This window comes from Mycobacterium sp. E2733 (assembly GCF_001667585.1).
Classification (GTDB): domain Bacteria; phylum Actinomycetota; class Actinomycetes; order Mycobacteriales; family Mycobacteriaceae; genus Mycobacterium.
Genome location: NZ_LZJZ01000083.1, coordinates 258217 through 273609 on the forward strand (window position 1 = coordinate 258217; position 15393 = coordinate 273609).

9 protein-coding genes and 1 pseudogene are annotated in these 15393 nt (G+C 70.8%); 5 read left to right on the top strand and 5 right to left on the bottom strand.

What is annotated here, in order from left to right; genetic code table 11:
* Positions 1–93 precede the first annotated feature (93 nt).
* Together A5678_RS14675 and A5678_RS14680 are read left to right on the top strand one after the other, a co-directional pair.
* Positions 94–1059, top strand: a pseudogene (locus tag A5678_RS14675) (sigma-70 family RNA polymerase sigma factor); the annotation flags it as partial.
* A 158-nt stretch (positions 1060–1217) separates the two neighbouring features.
* Positions 1218–6041, top strand: coding sequence for a cation-translocating P-type ATPase (locus A5678_RS14680; protein WP_068043463.1), 4824 nt, complete (start codon positions 1218–1220; stop codon positions 6039–6041).
* A 17-nt stretch (positions 6042–6058) separates the two neighbouring features.
* Here A5678_RS14680 and A5678_RS14685 read toward each other — a convergent pair whose 3' ends face one another.
* Complete coding sequence (locus A5678_RS14685; protein ID WP_068043465.1) at positions 6059–7636, bottom strand: AMP-binding protein; 1578 nt, start codon at positions 7634–7636, stop codon at positions 6059–6061.
* On the bottom strand, positions 7633–8526 hold the full coding sequence (locus A5678_RS14690; RefSeq protein WP_068043467.1) for an SDR family NAD(P)-dependent oxidoreductase: 894 nt from the start codon (positions 8524–8526) through the stop codon (positions 7633–7635). Before A5678_RS14690 ends, A5678_RS14685 begins: the two co-directional genes overlap by 4 nt.
* Before the next feature lie 291 nt (positions 8527–8817).
* On the opposite strand from A5678_RS14690, the gene A5678_RS14695 reads away from it, so the two are divergent.
* Complete coding sequence (locus A5678_RS14695) at positions 8818–9558, top strand: cutinase family protein (protein WP_068043470.1); 741 nt, start codon at positions 8818–8820, stop codon at positions 9556–9558.
* 45 nt (positions 9559–9603) lie between these two features.
* Here the strand turns inward: A5678_RS14695 and A5678_RS14700 are convergent, their stop codons facing one another.
* The 3 genes from A5678_RS14700 to A5678_RS14710 all read right to left on the bottom strand — a co-directional run bounded on the left by A5678_RS14700 (position 9604) and on the right by A5678_RS14710 (position 13193).
* Positions 9604–10974: an aldehyde dehydrogenase family protein gene (locus tag A5678_RS14700; RefSeq protein WP_197502148.1), complete on the bottom strand. Its 1371-nt coding sequence runs from the start codon at positions 10972–10974 to the stop codon at positions 9604–9606.
* A 35-nt stretch (positions 10975–11009) separates the two neighbouring features.
* Entirely contained in the window at positions 11010–12101 is a 1092-nt protein-coding gene (locus A5678_RS14705) for an AMP-binding protein (protein ID WP_068043474.1), read from the bottom strand.
* Between the two features lie 129 nt (positions 12102–12230).
* Positions 12231–13193 carry an oxygenase MpaB family protein gene (locus tag A5678_RS14710; protein ID WP_068043476.1) on the bottom strand — a complete coding sequence of 321 codons (963 nt, stop codon included), beginning with the start codon at positions 13191–13193 and terminating at the stop codon, positions 12231–12233.
* Between the two features lie 137 nt (positions 13194–13330).
* Between A5678_RS14710 and A5678_RS14715 the strand changes: the two genes are divergently transcribed.
* Together A5678_RS14715 and A5678_RS14720 are read left to right on the top strand one after the other, a co-directional pair.
* The gene (locus A5678_RS14715; protein ID WP_068043478.1) at positions 13331–13930 is read left to right on the top strand and encodes a TetR/AcrR family transcriptional regulator; all 600 of its coding nucleotides are present in this window, start codon (positions 13331–13333) and stop codon (positions 13928–13930) included.
* A 39-nt stretch (positions 13931–13969) separates the two neighbouring features.
* Positions 13970–15346, top strand: coding sequence for an adenylate/guanylate cyclase domain-containing protein (locus tag A5678_RS14720; RefSeq protein ID WP_068043480.1), 1377 nt, complete (start codon positions 13970–13972; stop codon positions 15344–15346).
* The last annotated feature ends 47 nt before the right edge of the window (positions 15347–15393 follow it).

Consider the following 15393-nt stretch of genomic DNA (forward strand, 5'->3'; position numbering starts at 1 on the left):
CGTCGCCGCACCGAGATTCATCGCCCACGCACCGATGAATTTCCCCGGCCCGCGGTCTCTGTACTGGAGTAGCGTTCGGTCGCAGCCGAGACAGGAGATGCCATGCCGGCGAAAGAGGACTTCATCGCGCAGGCGGCGCCGTTTCGTGCCGAGCTGATCGCCCACTGTTACCGCATGCTCGGTTCGGTGCACGACGCGGAGGACCTCGTCCAGGAGACCTATCTCAACGGTTGGCGGGGCTACCAGGCCTTCGAGGAACGCGCGGCGCTGCGAACGTGGCTGTACCGGATCGCCACGACCGCCTGCCTGAGGGCCCTACAGAACCGCGCCCGCCGGGTACTGCCGGCCGGGCTGGGCGACGGGTCGATCGACCCGGACGCCGCGCTCGACGTGCCGGCCGGCGCGCACGAGTGGCTGGAGCCCATCCCGGACACGCTGATGTTCCCGACACCGGAGGACAACGTCACCGCCCGGCAAAGCCTGCGGCTGGCCGTGATGACGGCCCTGCAGGAGCTTCCCGCCCGCCAGCGGGCGGTGCTCATCCTGCGTGACGTCGTCCAGTTCAGCGCGGCCGAGGTTGCCGAGCTGCTCGAAACGACACCGGCCGCGGTCAACAGCTCGCTCCAGCGGGCGCGCGCCCGCCTCGCCGAGCTCTCCCCCGCCGAGGAAGGCCTGTCCGAACCCGACGACGCCGAGCGCCGCGAACTGCTCGACCGCTACTGCGCGGCATTCGAAAACGCGGACATGGCCGCCCTGACCGCGCTGCTGCAAGCGGACGTAAAACTCGAAATGCCGCCTCTCCCTGTGTGGTTCGCCGGTCGCGACCCGGTGCTGCGGTTCCTCGCCGCGCGAGCCTTCGCCAACGCCGGTGATGTCGCGATGATCCCGACGGCCGCGAACGCGCAGCCCGCGGTCGCCGAGTACCGCCGCGGCACCGACGGGACGATGGGTGCCCATTCCATCCACGTCCTCACCGCGGGCGCCGCCGGGATCGCCACCATCACCGTCTTCCTGGATCCCGGCCTGTTCAGCAAGTTTGGTTTTCCGGCGAGCCGGTAACCTGTCCGCAGGGGACGCGGCCGCACCACCGGTCACCGAAGGAAGGCACGATCCGCCGGCGTCATCGCTGTCGTCGCACGTCCACCGTTCCAAATGTGGACAGGCCCCCCGAGCCCCCAGGATCATAGGCGCGGTAGAGGTAGTCGAAGGGTGACCGAGTGAGGATTCCGGGCGTTGCCAGCGTCGTCGCGGGCATGACCGACGGAGCCGCGCAGGTGGTGCGCGCAGGGGTGTCCACCGCGGCCGGGGCCGCGGACGCTCTGCAGACGTTGGCCAGCCCGGTCGCCGAACTGGCTGTCCCGGTTGTGCAATCGATGGCCCAGACGACGGGCCGGGCGATCGGATTGACCGGTGCCGCCAACGGTTCCGGGCCCGGCGTCACCCCGCCGGTCCGGTGGCAGAGCGGGCGGCGCGTGCACCTGGACCTGGACCCGTTGCTGCCGTTCCCGGGCTGGCACGAGCACGCGCCGACGGTCGAGGAGCCGGTCCGCCGGATTCCGGGAGTGGCCTCGGCCCACGTCGAGGGCGCCCTTGGCCGGCTGGTGGTCGAATTCGAGAAGGAAACCGATGACGATGCCGTGCTGGAGCGGGTTCGCGAAACCATCTGCCGTGTCGCGGCGGACCTGACCCTCGTCGCCCCCAAGGAGGCAACCCGGACCGCGCCGTTCGCCGACCCCGGGAATCCGTTGGCGATCCTGGTCCCGTTCAGCGCCGCGGCGATGGACGTGGCTGCGATCGGCGCCGCGGTGACCGGCTGGTTGGGCCGGCTCCCCGTCGCGCCGCGCAGCGCCCGCGCCGCCGCCGCGCTGCTCAATCATCAGCCGCGGGTGGTCGGCGTGCTGGAGTCGCGGCTGGGCCGCGTCGGCACCGACATCGCCCTCAGCGCGTCGACCGCGCTGGCCAACGGGCTGACCCAGGCAGTCGGCACACCGCTGCTGGACCTGGCACAACGAAGCTTGCAGGTCTCCGAGGCCGCGGCGCACCGCCAGCGATGGCGGGACCGCGAACCGGAGCTGGCCTCGCCCGGCCGGCCACAGGCCCCGGTGGTGCCGATCATCTCCTCGGCCGGCCCGAAATCGCAAGCGCCCCGGCATAATTGGGCCGCCGCCGCCGCGGGAGAGGTTTCCCACGTCGTGGTGGGCGGGGCCATCGACGCCGCCATCGACACCGCGAAAGGATCGATGGCCGGGCCTGTGGAGGAGTACGCGGACCAGGCCGCCAACGCGTCGCTGGTCGCCGCGGCGGGCGCGCTGCTGGCCGGCGGCGGCACCGAGGACGCGGCCGGCGCGCTGCTGGCCGGCGTGCCCCGGGCCGCCTACACGGGCCGACAGGCGTTCGCGGCCGTACTGGGCCGCGGCCTGGCCAACGCCGGGCAGCTGTTTTTAGATCCGGGCGCCTTGCGGCGGCTGGACCGGGTCAAGGTGGTCGTCGTCGACGGCGCCGCACTGCGTGGCGACAACCGCGCCGTGCTGCAGGCGCGGGGCGACGTACCCGGGTGGGACGAGGACCGCGTCTACGAGGTCGCCGACGCGCTGCTGCACGGCGAGGAAGCCCCCGAACCGGACCCCGATGAGTTGCCCGCCACCGGCGCCCGGCTGCGGTGGGCCCGGGCGCAGGGGTCGTCGGCGACGCCGGCGCAGGGTCTCGAGCATGCCGACCTCGTGGTCGACGGCGAGCGGGTGGGCAGCGTCGACGTCGGCTGGGAGGTCGACCCGTTCGCCATCCCGCTGCTGCAGATCGCGCACCGGACCGGCGCCCGGGTGGTGCTGCGCCACGTCGCGGGCACCGAGGACCTGACCGCCAGCGTCGCTGTGAGCCACCCGCCGGGTACCCCGCTGCTGCAGTTGGTGCGCGACCTGCGCACGGATCGCGGGCCCGTGTTGCTCATCACCGCGCTGCACCGCGACTTCGCCTCCACCGACACGCTGGCCGCGCTGGCCATCGCCGACGTCGCGGTGGCGCTGGACGACCCGCAGGCGGCGACGCCGTGGACGGCGGACATCATCACCGGCACGGACCTCGCCGCGGCGGTGCGGATCTTGTCGGCGCTGCCGGTGGCCCGGGCGGCGACCGAGTCGGCGGTGCGCCTGGCGAAGGGCGGCAGCACGCTGGCGGGGCTGCTGCTGGTCACCGGCGACCCGCGCACCCTTAGCCCCTTCGCCGTGCAGCGATGGCTCAACCCGGTCAACGCCGCCGCGGCGGCCGCACTGATGCAGGGCAGCTTCGCGGCCTCCCGGGTGCTTCGGCTGCCCGACCCGACACCGCAGCCCCTGACCGCCTGGCACGCCCTCGACCCGGAGATCGTGTATTCCCGGTTGGCCAGCCGCACCCGGCCCCTGACCGTCGAACCGGGTGCCGCGCCGTGGCGACAACTCCTCGACGACCTGTCCTACAACCCACTGGTCGCGCCACTGCGCGGGCCGGCCGCCCGGGTGGGGCGGCTGCTGACCGCGACGCGGGCCGAGCTCTCCGATCCCCTGACGCCCATCCTGGCCGTGGGGGCGGCGGCCTCGGCGATCGTCGGCAGCAGCGTCGACGCGCTGCTGGTGGCGGGCGTGATGACCGCCAACGCGGTCGCCGGCGGGGTGCAACGGTTGCGGGCCGAGGCCGCGGTCGCCGAGCTGTTCGCCGAGCAGGATCAGTACGCGCGCCGCGTGGTTCTCCCCGCGGTGGCCACCGCACGCCGCAGGCTGGAGGCGGCCCGCACAGTCGAGCGGACGGTCTCGGTGAACGCGAAGTCGCTGCGCCCCGGCGACATCATCGACCTGGCCGCCCCGGAGGTGGTCCCGGCGGATGCCCGCCTGCTGGTGGCCGAGGACCTCGAAGTCGACGAGTCCTTCCTCACCGGCGAGTCGCTGCCGGTGGACAAGCAGGTCGAGCCCGTGGCCGTCGCCGACTCCGACCGCGCCAGCATGCTTTTCGAGGGCAGCACGATCGTCGCGGGGCGCGCCCGCGCGATCGTGGTGGCGACGGGTGCGGGCACCGCCGCCCAGCGCGCGATCTCGGCGATCGCCGACGTCGAGTCGGCGGCCGGGGTGCAGGCCCGGTTGCGCGAGTTGACCAGCAAGGTCCTGCCGCTGACCCTGGCCGGCGGCGCGACGGTGACCGCGTTGGCTCTGCTGCATCAGGGAACGTTGCGCCAGGCGGTCGCCGACGGGGTGGCCATCGCCGTGGCCGCCGTCCCCGAGGGCCTGCCGCTGGTGGCCACCCTGGCCCAGCTGGCCGCCGCCCAGCGGTTGTCGCGGCGCGGGGTCCTGGTCCGCACGCCGCGGGCGGTCGAGGCGCTGGGCCGGGTGCAGACGGTGTGTTTCGACAAGACCGGCACGCTCACCGAAAACCGCCTGCGCGTCGTCCGCGGCGTCCCGCACGGGGCCGGCGCGGACACTCCGTTCCCCGACTTGACCGACCCGGCGGCCGCCGCGGTGGTGCGGGCCGCCGCGCGCAGCAGCACGCAGCCCCACAATGGGGGCGGGCACGCGCACGCGACCGACGAGGCGATCCTGACGGCAGCGAATTCCATTGACAGCCAATGGGCGTCGGACTGGACCGTGCTCGCGGATGTACCGTTCGAGTCCAGTCGTGGTTACTCCGCCGCGATCGGCACGGCAAGCGGGAACGGCGGGCCGATGCTCATGGTCAAAGGCGCGCCGGAAGAAGTGTTGCCGCGCTGCCGCCGCGCCGATGCCGACGCCGACCTCGACCGTGCGGAGGCGTTGGTGTTGCGCCTGGCCGAACAGGGCCTGCGGGTACTGGCGGTGGCGCAGCGCCGTTGGGAACACGGGACCGGCGAGGAGGACACCGACGCCGACACTGTCGATGCGGCCGCCCACGACCTCGAGTTGATCGGCTACGTCGGTTTGGCCGACACCGCGCGGGCGTCGGCGCGGCCACTGATCGAGGCGCTGGTGGAAGCCGGCCGACGGGTGGTGCTGATCACCGGGGACCACCCGGTGACCGCGCGGGCGATCGCCCGGCAACTGGGCCTGCCGGCGGACGCGCGCGAGATGACGGGCGCCGAACTCGTCGGGTTCGGCGAGGAGGATCGCGCCAAGGTCGCCGCCGACGTCCAGGTCTTCGCCCGCGTCAGTCCGGAGCAGAAGGTGCAGATCGTCGCGGCGCTGCAGGACAGCGGACAGGCGGTCGCGATGGTCGGCGACGGGGCCAACGATGCCGCCGCGATCCGGATGGCCGACGTGGGCATCGGTGTGAGCGGTCGCGGCTCGTCCGCCGCGCGCGGTGCCGCCGACATCGTGCTGACCGACAACGACCTGGGCGTTCTGCTCGATGCGCTGGTCGAGGGGCGCGGGATGTGGGGTGGCGTACGAGACGCGGTGGGCATCCTGGTCGGCGGCAACGTCGGCGAGGTGTTGTTCACCGTCATCGGCACCGCCCTGGGCACCGGCCGGGCACCGGTGGGCACCCGCCAGCTGCTGCTGGTGAACCTGCTCACCGACATGTTCCCCGCGCTCGCGGTCGCCGTCACGCCGCAGTTCTCCGAGCCGGAGGCGGACGAGGACGGCGTCGACCGCGACGCCGAGGAATTGCACCGCGCCTTCCAGTTGGCGACGCTGTCCGGGCCCTCGCCCTCGCTCGACGCGCCGCTGATGCGGCAGATCGTCACCCGGGGCGCCATCACGGCCGCGGGTGCGACGGCGGCGTGGGCCATCGGCCGCTGGACACCGGGCACCGAACGTCGCACGTCGACAATGGGACTCACCGCGCTGGTGACCACGCAGCTCGCGCAGACCCTGCTGACGCGCCGCCACAGCCCACTGGTGCTGGGCACGGCGCTGGGCAGCGCGGGTGTGCTGGTCGCCATCGTCCAAACCCCCGGCGTCAGCCACTTCTTCGGTTGCACGCCGCTGGGCCCGGTCGCCTGGAGCGGAGTCATCAGCGCCACCGCGGGCGCCACCGTCGTCTCGGTGCTGGCGCCCAATTGGCTGGCCAAGCATGTCGCCACCCTGGAACCCAAGCAGGAGTGAGGCTTTCGCCGCCCCGCCTAGCCGGACAGCTCCCTGCGCAGGACCTTGCCCGCCGGATTGCGCGGGATGCTGGTGACGACGTTGATGTCTCGGGGCTGCTCGAATCGCGAGACTCTGCCCTTGAGGTACTCCCGCAACGCCGCCTCATCGGTGTCACTGTCCGGCTGTAGGACCACGAATGCCGCCAGCCGATGACCGAACTTTTCGTCGGGCACCCCGATGACCGCGTTGTCGGCGACGGCGGGGTGCTGGGCGAGCGCGTTTTCGACCGCGCGCGGATAGACGTTCTCGCCGCCGGAGATGATCATGTCGTCTTCGCGGCCGACGATGTACAACCGGCCCGCGTTGTCCAGGTAGCCCATGTCGCCGGTACTGGTCATGCCCTCGATGACGGCCTTCGCGGCGGGCTGGTCGCCACCGCCGGTATAGCCCTCGCTCGCCAGCTCGCCGCCGACAAAGATCCGGCCGGTGACCCGCGCACCGACGGGCCTGCCGTTCTTGTCGAGGATGCGCACCGGGCAGCCGGCGACCGGTTTACCGACGGTCTCGGGCGCTTCGCGAAGCTCCGCCGGGGTGGCCAGCGCGCCGATTCCGACCTCGGTGGAGCCGTAGCCGTTGTAGAGGATGTCGCCGTAGGCGTCCATGAACCGCTGGCCGAGGGCGGGGTCGAGCCGGTCCCCGCTCGACATCACCACCCGCAGGTAGGGCACCGGGTTGCGGGCGCGCACGCGATCGGGCAGGGCGAGGATGCGTGCGAGCACGACCGGCACCGCCGTGAACGCGTCGGCGCGATGCAGCGACGCCTGCGCCAGAGCGGCTTCGGCGTCGAAGTGGCGGTTGGTGAGCACCGTGCCGCCCAGGGCCACGGTGAGCATCAGCATGCCCAGCCCCAGCCCGTGAAACATCGGCATCGCCACCGAGATTCGCGACCCGGTGCGCAGGCCGGTGCGGTCGAGGATCGTCACCCACACGCCCACCGCGGAACGCAGCTGCGGTGAGCGCGCCACCCCTTTGGGTGTGCCGGTGGTGCCCGACGTGAGCAGAATGATTCGGCCCGGCGTGGCCACGTCGGGCCGCGGCTCGCGCTCCTCGGCCGTCACAGTCGCCGGGTCGATCACGACGACCGATCCGTCGGCGGCCAGGACGCGCTCGCTGAATTCGGCGTCGGCGACCATCGTGGGGATCCGGTGGCCGCTCATCGCGGAGGCCAGGGCGTCGCTGCGGAAATCCGTATTGACGAGGACCACGTCGGCGCCCACCAGGGCGGCGCCGAAGACGCCGGTGATGAAACCGCGCCCGTTGCGGCACATGATGCCCACCGCGTCGCCGGGTCCCACACCGTCCCGGGACAGCCGGCGCGCCAGCGCTTCGGTCGCCGACTGCAGCTGCCGATAGTCCCAGACGCCATCGTCGTCGACGATCGCGGCCCGGTTCGGCCATCGAGTCGCGGTCACCGCCAGCAGGGTGTACGGGTTGGTGCCGCCCCGGCGCGCCTCCCGGATCAGCCGCAGGACTCCGAGCGGCGAAGGTGGCGTGAGCAATCGCGACCGCAGCAGCGCCCGGGCCGCGGTGCCGACCACGCCTTCGTGGCTCATCGCCGGGCCTCGCCGTCGCCGGAATCCGAGAAGAATCGCCGGTACCACAGCCGGGCCGCGCGTTCGGCCGGCCCGGCCAAGAGGACCGAGGCCAACTCGGCCGGCAACACCCACGGCGGTTCGTTGCTGCGGGGCCGCTCGATGATCGCTTTGGCGATCGCGTCGGCGGCCTGGTCGGCCGACAAGCCGGGGAGCCGGCCCAGGATGGGCGTGGGTTCGATCATCCGGGTCCGGACGAGCGCGAAGTAGACGGTGGTGACCTCCACACCGTCGGCGTGCAGTTCCGGCGCCACGCTGCGCAGCCAGCGGTCGAAGGCCCCCTTCGACGCCTGGTACGCGCCCCACTGCGGCCCCGGCACCACGCGCACGCCGACACTGGAGACGTTCACGATGTGCCCGCGACCGTTTTCGCGCATGGCCGGCAGGAGCCCCAGCAGCAGCCGGATTGGCCCGAGATAATTGATGTCGATGGTGCGCTCAAAGTCGTGTGGCCGGTCGTATTGGTGATGCAGCGAGCGGCGCAACGACTTTCCGGCGTTGCTGACCAGGATGTCGATCGCTCCGTGCTCCTCGGTGATCTCCTTGGTCAGCGCGCTGACGGCGGCCTCGTCGGTGAGGTCGGTCGGATATGCGATGGCGCGGCCGCCGGCGGCGTTGATCGACGCCGCCAGGTCGCCGAGCCGCTCCTCCGACCGGGCGACCACCAGCACGGTGGCCCCGGAGGCGGCCAACCTGCGCGCGGTCGCCTCGCCGATTCCGTACGAGGCGCCGGTCACCAGCACAGTCTTGCCGGTGACGGCGCGGCGCAGCTTGTCGGGATCCGACACTCGCGCCGGATTGGCCACGTGGTCCGTGGCCTTGTTGAGGGCCTGCACTAATACGTTCAACATTGCCGCCGCATTCACTCGGGCCGCTTGTCGAGCATTCGGCGGATGGCTTCACCGTGCACTCGACGTGTCATAGATAGCAGACCACATCCCGATCCGGGCCCGAGCCCCGGCTCGGCTTTATCACTCCGGTCGAGCCCGGCGCCGGATCACCGGCCGCCGCAGCGGTGGATGAGCCGCGCGCGCAAGCAATCTCGGCCCGCACACCAGGAGGTGAACGGGGTTATGTGAATTCGCAGTTATTTCCATGCATTCACCTGTTTAGCCGGGGGGTCGACTGGGCACAATTGCGGCATGATCGCACGTCAAATAGCCCGTTTTCTCGGTCCAGCAGTAGTTGCAGCGTCCGGCCTCACCGCATCGGCCATTACCGGCTCCGCCCTCCCCTCCGCCGCCGCCCAGTGTCCGGACGTGCAGGTGGTGTTCGCCCGCGGCACCGGTGAAGCGCCCGGCGTCGGTCCCACCGGGCAGGCCTTCGTCGACGCCCTGCGCTCCCGCGTGGGCGCAAAGTCCTTCGACGTCTACCCCGTCAACTACCCCGCCAGCGACCAATGGGACACCGGCATCGACGGAGTCAGAGACGCGGGCGCACACGTGGTTTCGATGGCCCACGACTGCCCCAACACCAAGATGGTGCTCGGCGGCTACTCCCAGGGCGCGGCCGTGATGGGCTTCGTCACCTCACCCTCGGTCCCCGACGGCATCGACCCCAACACCGTGCCCAAGCCCCTGGACCCCTCGGTGGCCCAACACGTCTCCTCGGTCGTGCTCTTCGGCATGCCCAACGTGCGCGCCATGAACTTCCTTAATGAGCCCCCCGTGGTCATCGGCCCCACCTTCGCCGACAAGACCATCAAGGTGTGCGCCACCGAAGACCCGGTCTGCTCGGACGGCATGAACTTCTCCGCCCACAACACCTACGCCGACGACGGCGCCATGATCGACAAGGGCGTCGCCTTCGCCTCCAGCCACCTCGACGCGGGTACCGCCGGAGCCTCGTCGGTCGCGAGCGGCAGGGGTGGCTTCGGGAGCTGAGCGGTCACTTTGTTGAGTTCGTCGCTCGACGCGCGACTGGCCGCGTCAGCCGCCGCCGCGGATGAAGCCCTTGTTGCGCATCAGGGCGTCCGCCAGGAACCCGTCGTGCGGGATGTCGGGCGCCGCGTGCCACGTCGGGTGCGGCCCGGCATACACGTTGGCGATCGTCGGTTCGGCGAGTAGATCGTCGATCAGCCGCTCGTCATCGGTGACCGCGGTGATGACCAACGAATGCCGCAGCGGTTCCAGACCCGCTTCGCGCGACCATGGTGACACCCACACGCAGGGAAAGGGCAGCTCGACGTTGAGCGTGTCCGCGGCGGGCGCGGGCAGCAGGTGCACGGCGGGGCGCAGCGCCGCGTAGCCGTCGCCGAGGTCGGCCACCACCTGATCGGCGCCCAGCAGCGGCGTCGATCCGGCGGCCTTCGCCGCCAGGTAGTCCGCCAACGCCCGGGCGTGATCGAAGGGCTGGGTGGGCAGTATCGCACGCTCGTCGTCGCTGGGCAGCGGCTCGATCGCCGCCAGCCGCCCCGCGATGGCGCGCGCCAGCGGAGCCGCGTCACCCTCGTAGAGCACGGCGGTGGTGTTGACGCAGGCCATGCCCCCGAGGTTGGCGACCGAGTCGACGATCACGTCGACGTGGTCGCGCCAATCCTGGTCGGCGGTGATGAGGATCTTGCTGCGCCCCGGGCCGTTCACGATCACCGAAGGGTCGTCCGCGTACTTGTCGACGACCTCCTGGCCGCCGTACACCATGGCGAGGTCGGCCGCTCGGATGATCTCGTCGGCGCCGGCATGATCGGTGGGCAGGTAGACCGCGTCCTCGGGTCGAAAACCCGCCTGGCGCAAGGCGTGTACCAGCCGGTGCGCGGTCAGCGGCTCCCGGCGGGACGGGCGCACCGCGACCCGATAACCGAGCGCCAGTGCCTGCGGCCACAGGCCGTGCACGCCCGGACCGTTCCCGGCCGCGTGCACCGCGAAGACCTCCCCACGCCGCACCCACACCGCACCGCCCCGGCGGGCGCGTTCCTCGCGCCAATCGAGCGCCGCGCCCACCGGGCGCGCCGGCCGGACCGCGTCGAACGCGCCGCTGACGGCGTCCGCGACGCTGCGCGCCCCGAGGCGGGTCACCGCGATGGGCAGCCCCGAAATCCGGCTGGCCAGCCGGACGTACGCCTCGAAGTCCAAGCCGGCGACGATCCCATCCGCGAAGACGCCGGCGGCATGCGACAGCGCCGCCGCCCGCTGCTCGACCGGCAGCTGGGCCACTTTGCGCTGCGCGGCCAGCGTGCGCGAAACATAGAGCGGGGGCACGATGCTCAACTCGGCGACCGCGCCCCCGGCGGTGCCGAAGACGACCTCGCGGCGGCGGGTCCGGTACTCCCCGTCGGGGCCGAGCGCATCGATCAGCGTCAAATCTGTTGCGGTGCCGACCCGTTCGCTCGTCATGCTCAGTACACGCCTTCGATGACGGCTTCGCCCTCGAAGGTGGCTACCGGCCGCACCTCGCTGACCGAGTCGCTGAGCTCGCCCGCCGGACCGGGCATCCGGACCGCCAGATCGCGCTCCAGGTTGTTCGGAATGAACATGCCCTTGCTGATGTGGTTCATCACGACCTGGCCGGTCTGCCCGTAGGGCACCCGTTCCCCGGTGTCGGGATCGATCACCCAGAACACCACGTACGGTGCCCGCGGGTCGAACACGAACGCGTCGCCGTCGGCGGTTCGGGTGACCGCCTGGGATAACACCATCGTGCTGCCGAAGGCCATGGTGATCGTCGTGTCCGGGAAGATGCCGCGGAGCAGGTCGAGGGTGTCGGCGTCCACGTGCGCGCCGCTGAGCAAGAGGTAGCGGATCTTCTCGTTCAGCAGATCGACCAGCCGGTCGTCCCGGGCCATCGCCTCAAGCAGCGGCGGGGTGGTGTGCAGGTTCGCGACGTTCTGCGTCCCCAGCACGAACGCGGCCTGCTCGACGACATGGTCGACGTAGGCGGCGACTTCGGCAGCGGCGCCGCGGGCGGCGATCTTCTTTACCCAGCGCGGATCGATGTCGATCGCGTGAAAGACCGCGCCGAGCCGCTCGGAGACCAGCCGCGAGAAGTAGCCCACCCCGTGCGGCCCGCTCGGCATCAGGCACAGGAAGCCCTGGCCGCGGCGAAACCCGCCGCCGGCGAAGTCCTCGGTCTGCCACTCGACCACCTGCGCGACCCAGTCCGGTAGCTGCACAGTTCGTTTCGGGGCGCCGGTGGTGCCGCCGGACTCGAATATCTGGGGCACCGGCGGCGTTCCGTAGCCGCGCGGGATGAGATCCTCCACCGGCACACCGCGCAATTCGTTGACGAGGTTGGGAAACAGCCGCAGATCGGCGAAACTGTTGACGTCGGTCACCGGGTCGAAGTCCAACGTCGCCGCGGTCCGCAACCAGAACGGCGAACCGGTGTCTTCGCCGAAATGCCAGGCGATCGCCGCGCGCAGGAAGGCCTCCGGATCGACGACCGGTTCCGATCTCGGAACGTCCAACAACGAGAAGTCGACAGCGGCCATATCAAGAGATCCTGGCCCATCCCTAGCCGCTCGCCAAGCACCTGAGCGTCAGAGCCCTCCGTAATCGCCTACTTCGCAGGGAGTTTCGACTCCGTGTACCCGGTGTTCACCTTCGTAAGGCCAACGGCGTCAGGCGGCGGCGTTGTGCAGCCGGCGCGGGTCGACGCCCGAGCGCCGCCACGCCCTGGCCGCCCAGGGAGTGTAGATCGCCCCAATGGGCAACCGGTTGATCAGCGGGTTAAGCGCGCGCATCGCGGCGGCGAAGCGCTGAAAACGCTTCTCCTTCTTCGCGTTCCACTCCAACTGGCAGACCTCCCGCATCTGCGGCGGCATGGTCCCGACCAAGACCAGGCGGGTGTAGGCGTTGAGCGGTGCGGACACCGCCCGCCAGACCGGCTCGGGAATCCAGCGCGGCCCCGGAATCCCCTTCCTGATGTAGCCGGTGCCGTACAAGACGGTCTTGTGCGGGACGAACCGCTCGAGCATCTCGTCCCAGTAGGCGAGGAACTCGTCGTAGGTCTGCGGCTGGCCGCGGTCGCTGACCCCGTAGAGGCTGTACCACACCTTGCCCTCGTTGAAGATCTGCTCCTTCTCCGCATGGGAGAGCCGGCGGATGAACGTGTCGGTGTTGTAGATGACCTGGTCGACGAAGCTGGCGTGCGCCCAGTAGAACAGCTCCGGATTCAGCGCGTGATACCTCGAGCCGTCGCTGATGGTGCCCTTGATCGTCTTGTGGAAGTCCCGGACCTTGCGGCCCCACTCCCGGGGTTGGTCGGAGTAAACGGTCTTCATCAGCGGCGGCGCGGTCCGCTTGGCCCGCCCCAACGTGTCGCTGAAGACCACCGAGTGGTCGAGCACGCCCTGGGCGAGCTGCTCGATGCAGTTCTCCACCCCGGCCGTGCGCTGGAACCCGAAGAACTGGGTGCGGTTGTCCCCGTAGAACTTCCAGATCAATGACTGGGGTCCCAGCCGCGTGGAGTCGCCGGCTTCCCCGGCCGGTCCGTCGACCGGCATGGGCAACGCCTCCCGCACACCGGTGTCGAAGCGGGCTCCCGCAGTCACGGCGCCCAGTTCGTCGTTGTGGGCCGTCATGCTCCCCTCCCCGCAGCGGCCGTCCTTGCGAATCAATGACACAAAACCGTATCTTTGTGTCAACAGCCTAACAACCGGTCGGCGGATGCGCACACCCGGACCGGCGCCCTTGGGGGCCAAGTCGAGGAGTCGAGACAATGCGGACAGCCACGAGGCCCGTCAGCGCCCCAGCGGATTCGCTCACCGACCTAGACCGCACCATCCTGGACACCGCGCGCGCCGTGTTCGAGACCTACGGCGTTCGCCGGGCCAACATCGAGGACATCGCCGCGCGCGCCGGGGTCAGCCGCAGCACGATCTACCGGCGCTTCCCCACCAAGGACGACCTCTTCGGGCATGTGGTCCGCCGTGAGGCCGAATCGTTCTTCGCCACGCTGGACCGGGCCACGACGGGTTGCGACCCGCAGCAGGCCGTGATCGAGGCGTTCGCGCTCGGGGTGCGCCTGGTCCACGATTTCCCGCTGTACTCCCGGATCGCGGACAGCGAGCCCGAGCTGCTGGGGATGTTCTCCCGCTCGCATGCCTTCCCCATCGGTCAGTTCGCCAACGGGATCGCGCACACGCTGCGCCGGTGCGGGGCCGACGTTCCCGAACGCGACTTGACCAACATCGCCGACATCCTGCTCCGCGTCGCCCTGGGCATCATCGTCTTTCCCACCGACCGGCTCGACACGTCGGACCCCACGGCCGTCCGCGAGTACGCCGCCCGCTACCTGGTGCCGATCATGCGCAGTTGACCGTTCCGGCTTGTCGGTGACCTGCACTAGCCTGAATGCGTGGCTGGGAGTTCTGCGGCTCCGCGGACCCGGTACGCCAGTTGCGGCGAGATCGACATCGCCTACCAGGTCTTCGGCGATGGCCCGATCGACCTGCTCGTGCTGCCGGGCCCGTTAATCCCCATCGACTGCGTCGACCTCGAGCCGTCGATGTACCGCTTTCATCGCCGGCTCGCATCGTTCTGCCGGGTGATCCGGTTCGACCAGCGCGGCATCGGCCTGTCCTCGCGGGTGCCCTCGCTGGACATGCTCGGCCCGGAATCCTGGGCGCAGGACGCGATCGCGGTCATGAACGCGGTGGGGTGCGAGCGTGCAACGGTCTTCGCCCCAGGTTTCACATCGCTGGCCGGCGTCGTCCTCGCTACCGACCATTCCGACCGAATCAACAGCCTGGTCATTGCCAACGGCGCCGCGCGCAAGCTGCGGAGTCCCGACTACCCCATCGGCGCCGAACTCGACGAGGCCGATCGATTCACGTCGGTCGGGATGGAGCCGGACGCCGTCGAGCAGGGTTTCGACATGCTCGGCATCATCGCGCCCTCGGTGGCGGGCGACGCCGCATTCCGCTCGTGGTGGGACATGGCCGGCAATCGGGCCGCGTCCCCCAGCATGGCTCGCGCGTTCATCAACAAGGTCAGGGAAGGTGACGTCCGCGACCGGCTACCTCGCGTAGCCGTGCCGACGCTGATCCTGCATCGCGACAACCCCGCCTTCAGCCCCGTCGAGCACGCGCACTATCTCGCCGAGCACATCCCCGGGTCGCGCCTCGTCGAGCTGCCCGGTGACGAAGCCCTGTACTGGGTCGGCGACACCGGCCCGATCCTCGACGAGATCGAGGAGTTCATCACCGGCGTGCGCGGCGGCTCCGACGCCGAACGCCTGCTCACCACGATCGTCTTCACCGACATCGTCGGCTCCACCGAGCGCGCCGCCCTGCTCGGCGATCACCGCTGGCGCGACCTCCTGGACAACCACGACACCCTGGTGCGCCACGAGCTGCAGCGGTTCGCCGGGCGCGAAGTCAACACGGCCGGCGACGGATTCGTCGCCACGTTCAGCAGCCCGAGCGCCGCGATCGCCTGCGCCGACGCCATCGTCGACGCGGTCCGCGTGCTGGGCATCGAGGTGCGGGTGGGCATTCACGCGGGCGAAGTGGAGGTGCGCGGTAAAGACGTCGCCGGCATGGCCGTACACATCGGAGCACGGGTGGCGGCACTCGCCGGACCCAGCGAAGTGTTGGTGTCCTCGACGCTGCGCGACATCGTCACGGGGTCGCGACACCGCTTCGGCGACCGCGGCGAGACCGCGCTCAAGGGGGTGCCGGGCCAGTGGCGGCTGTACTCCCTGGTGCGCGAGCACGCGATCGTCCGGCGGTGAGCAGGCGCGGCTCGGCGTAGGCTTCAGGGGAGCCCCATTCGCCCGGC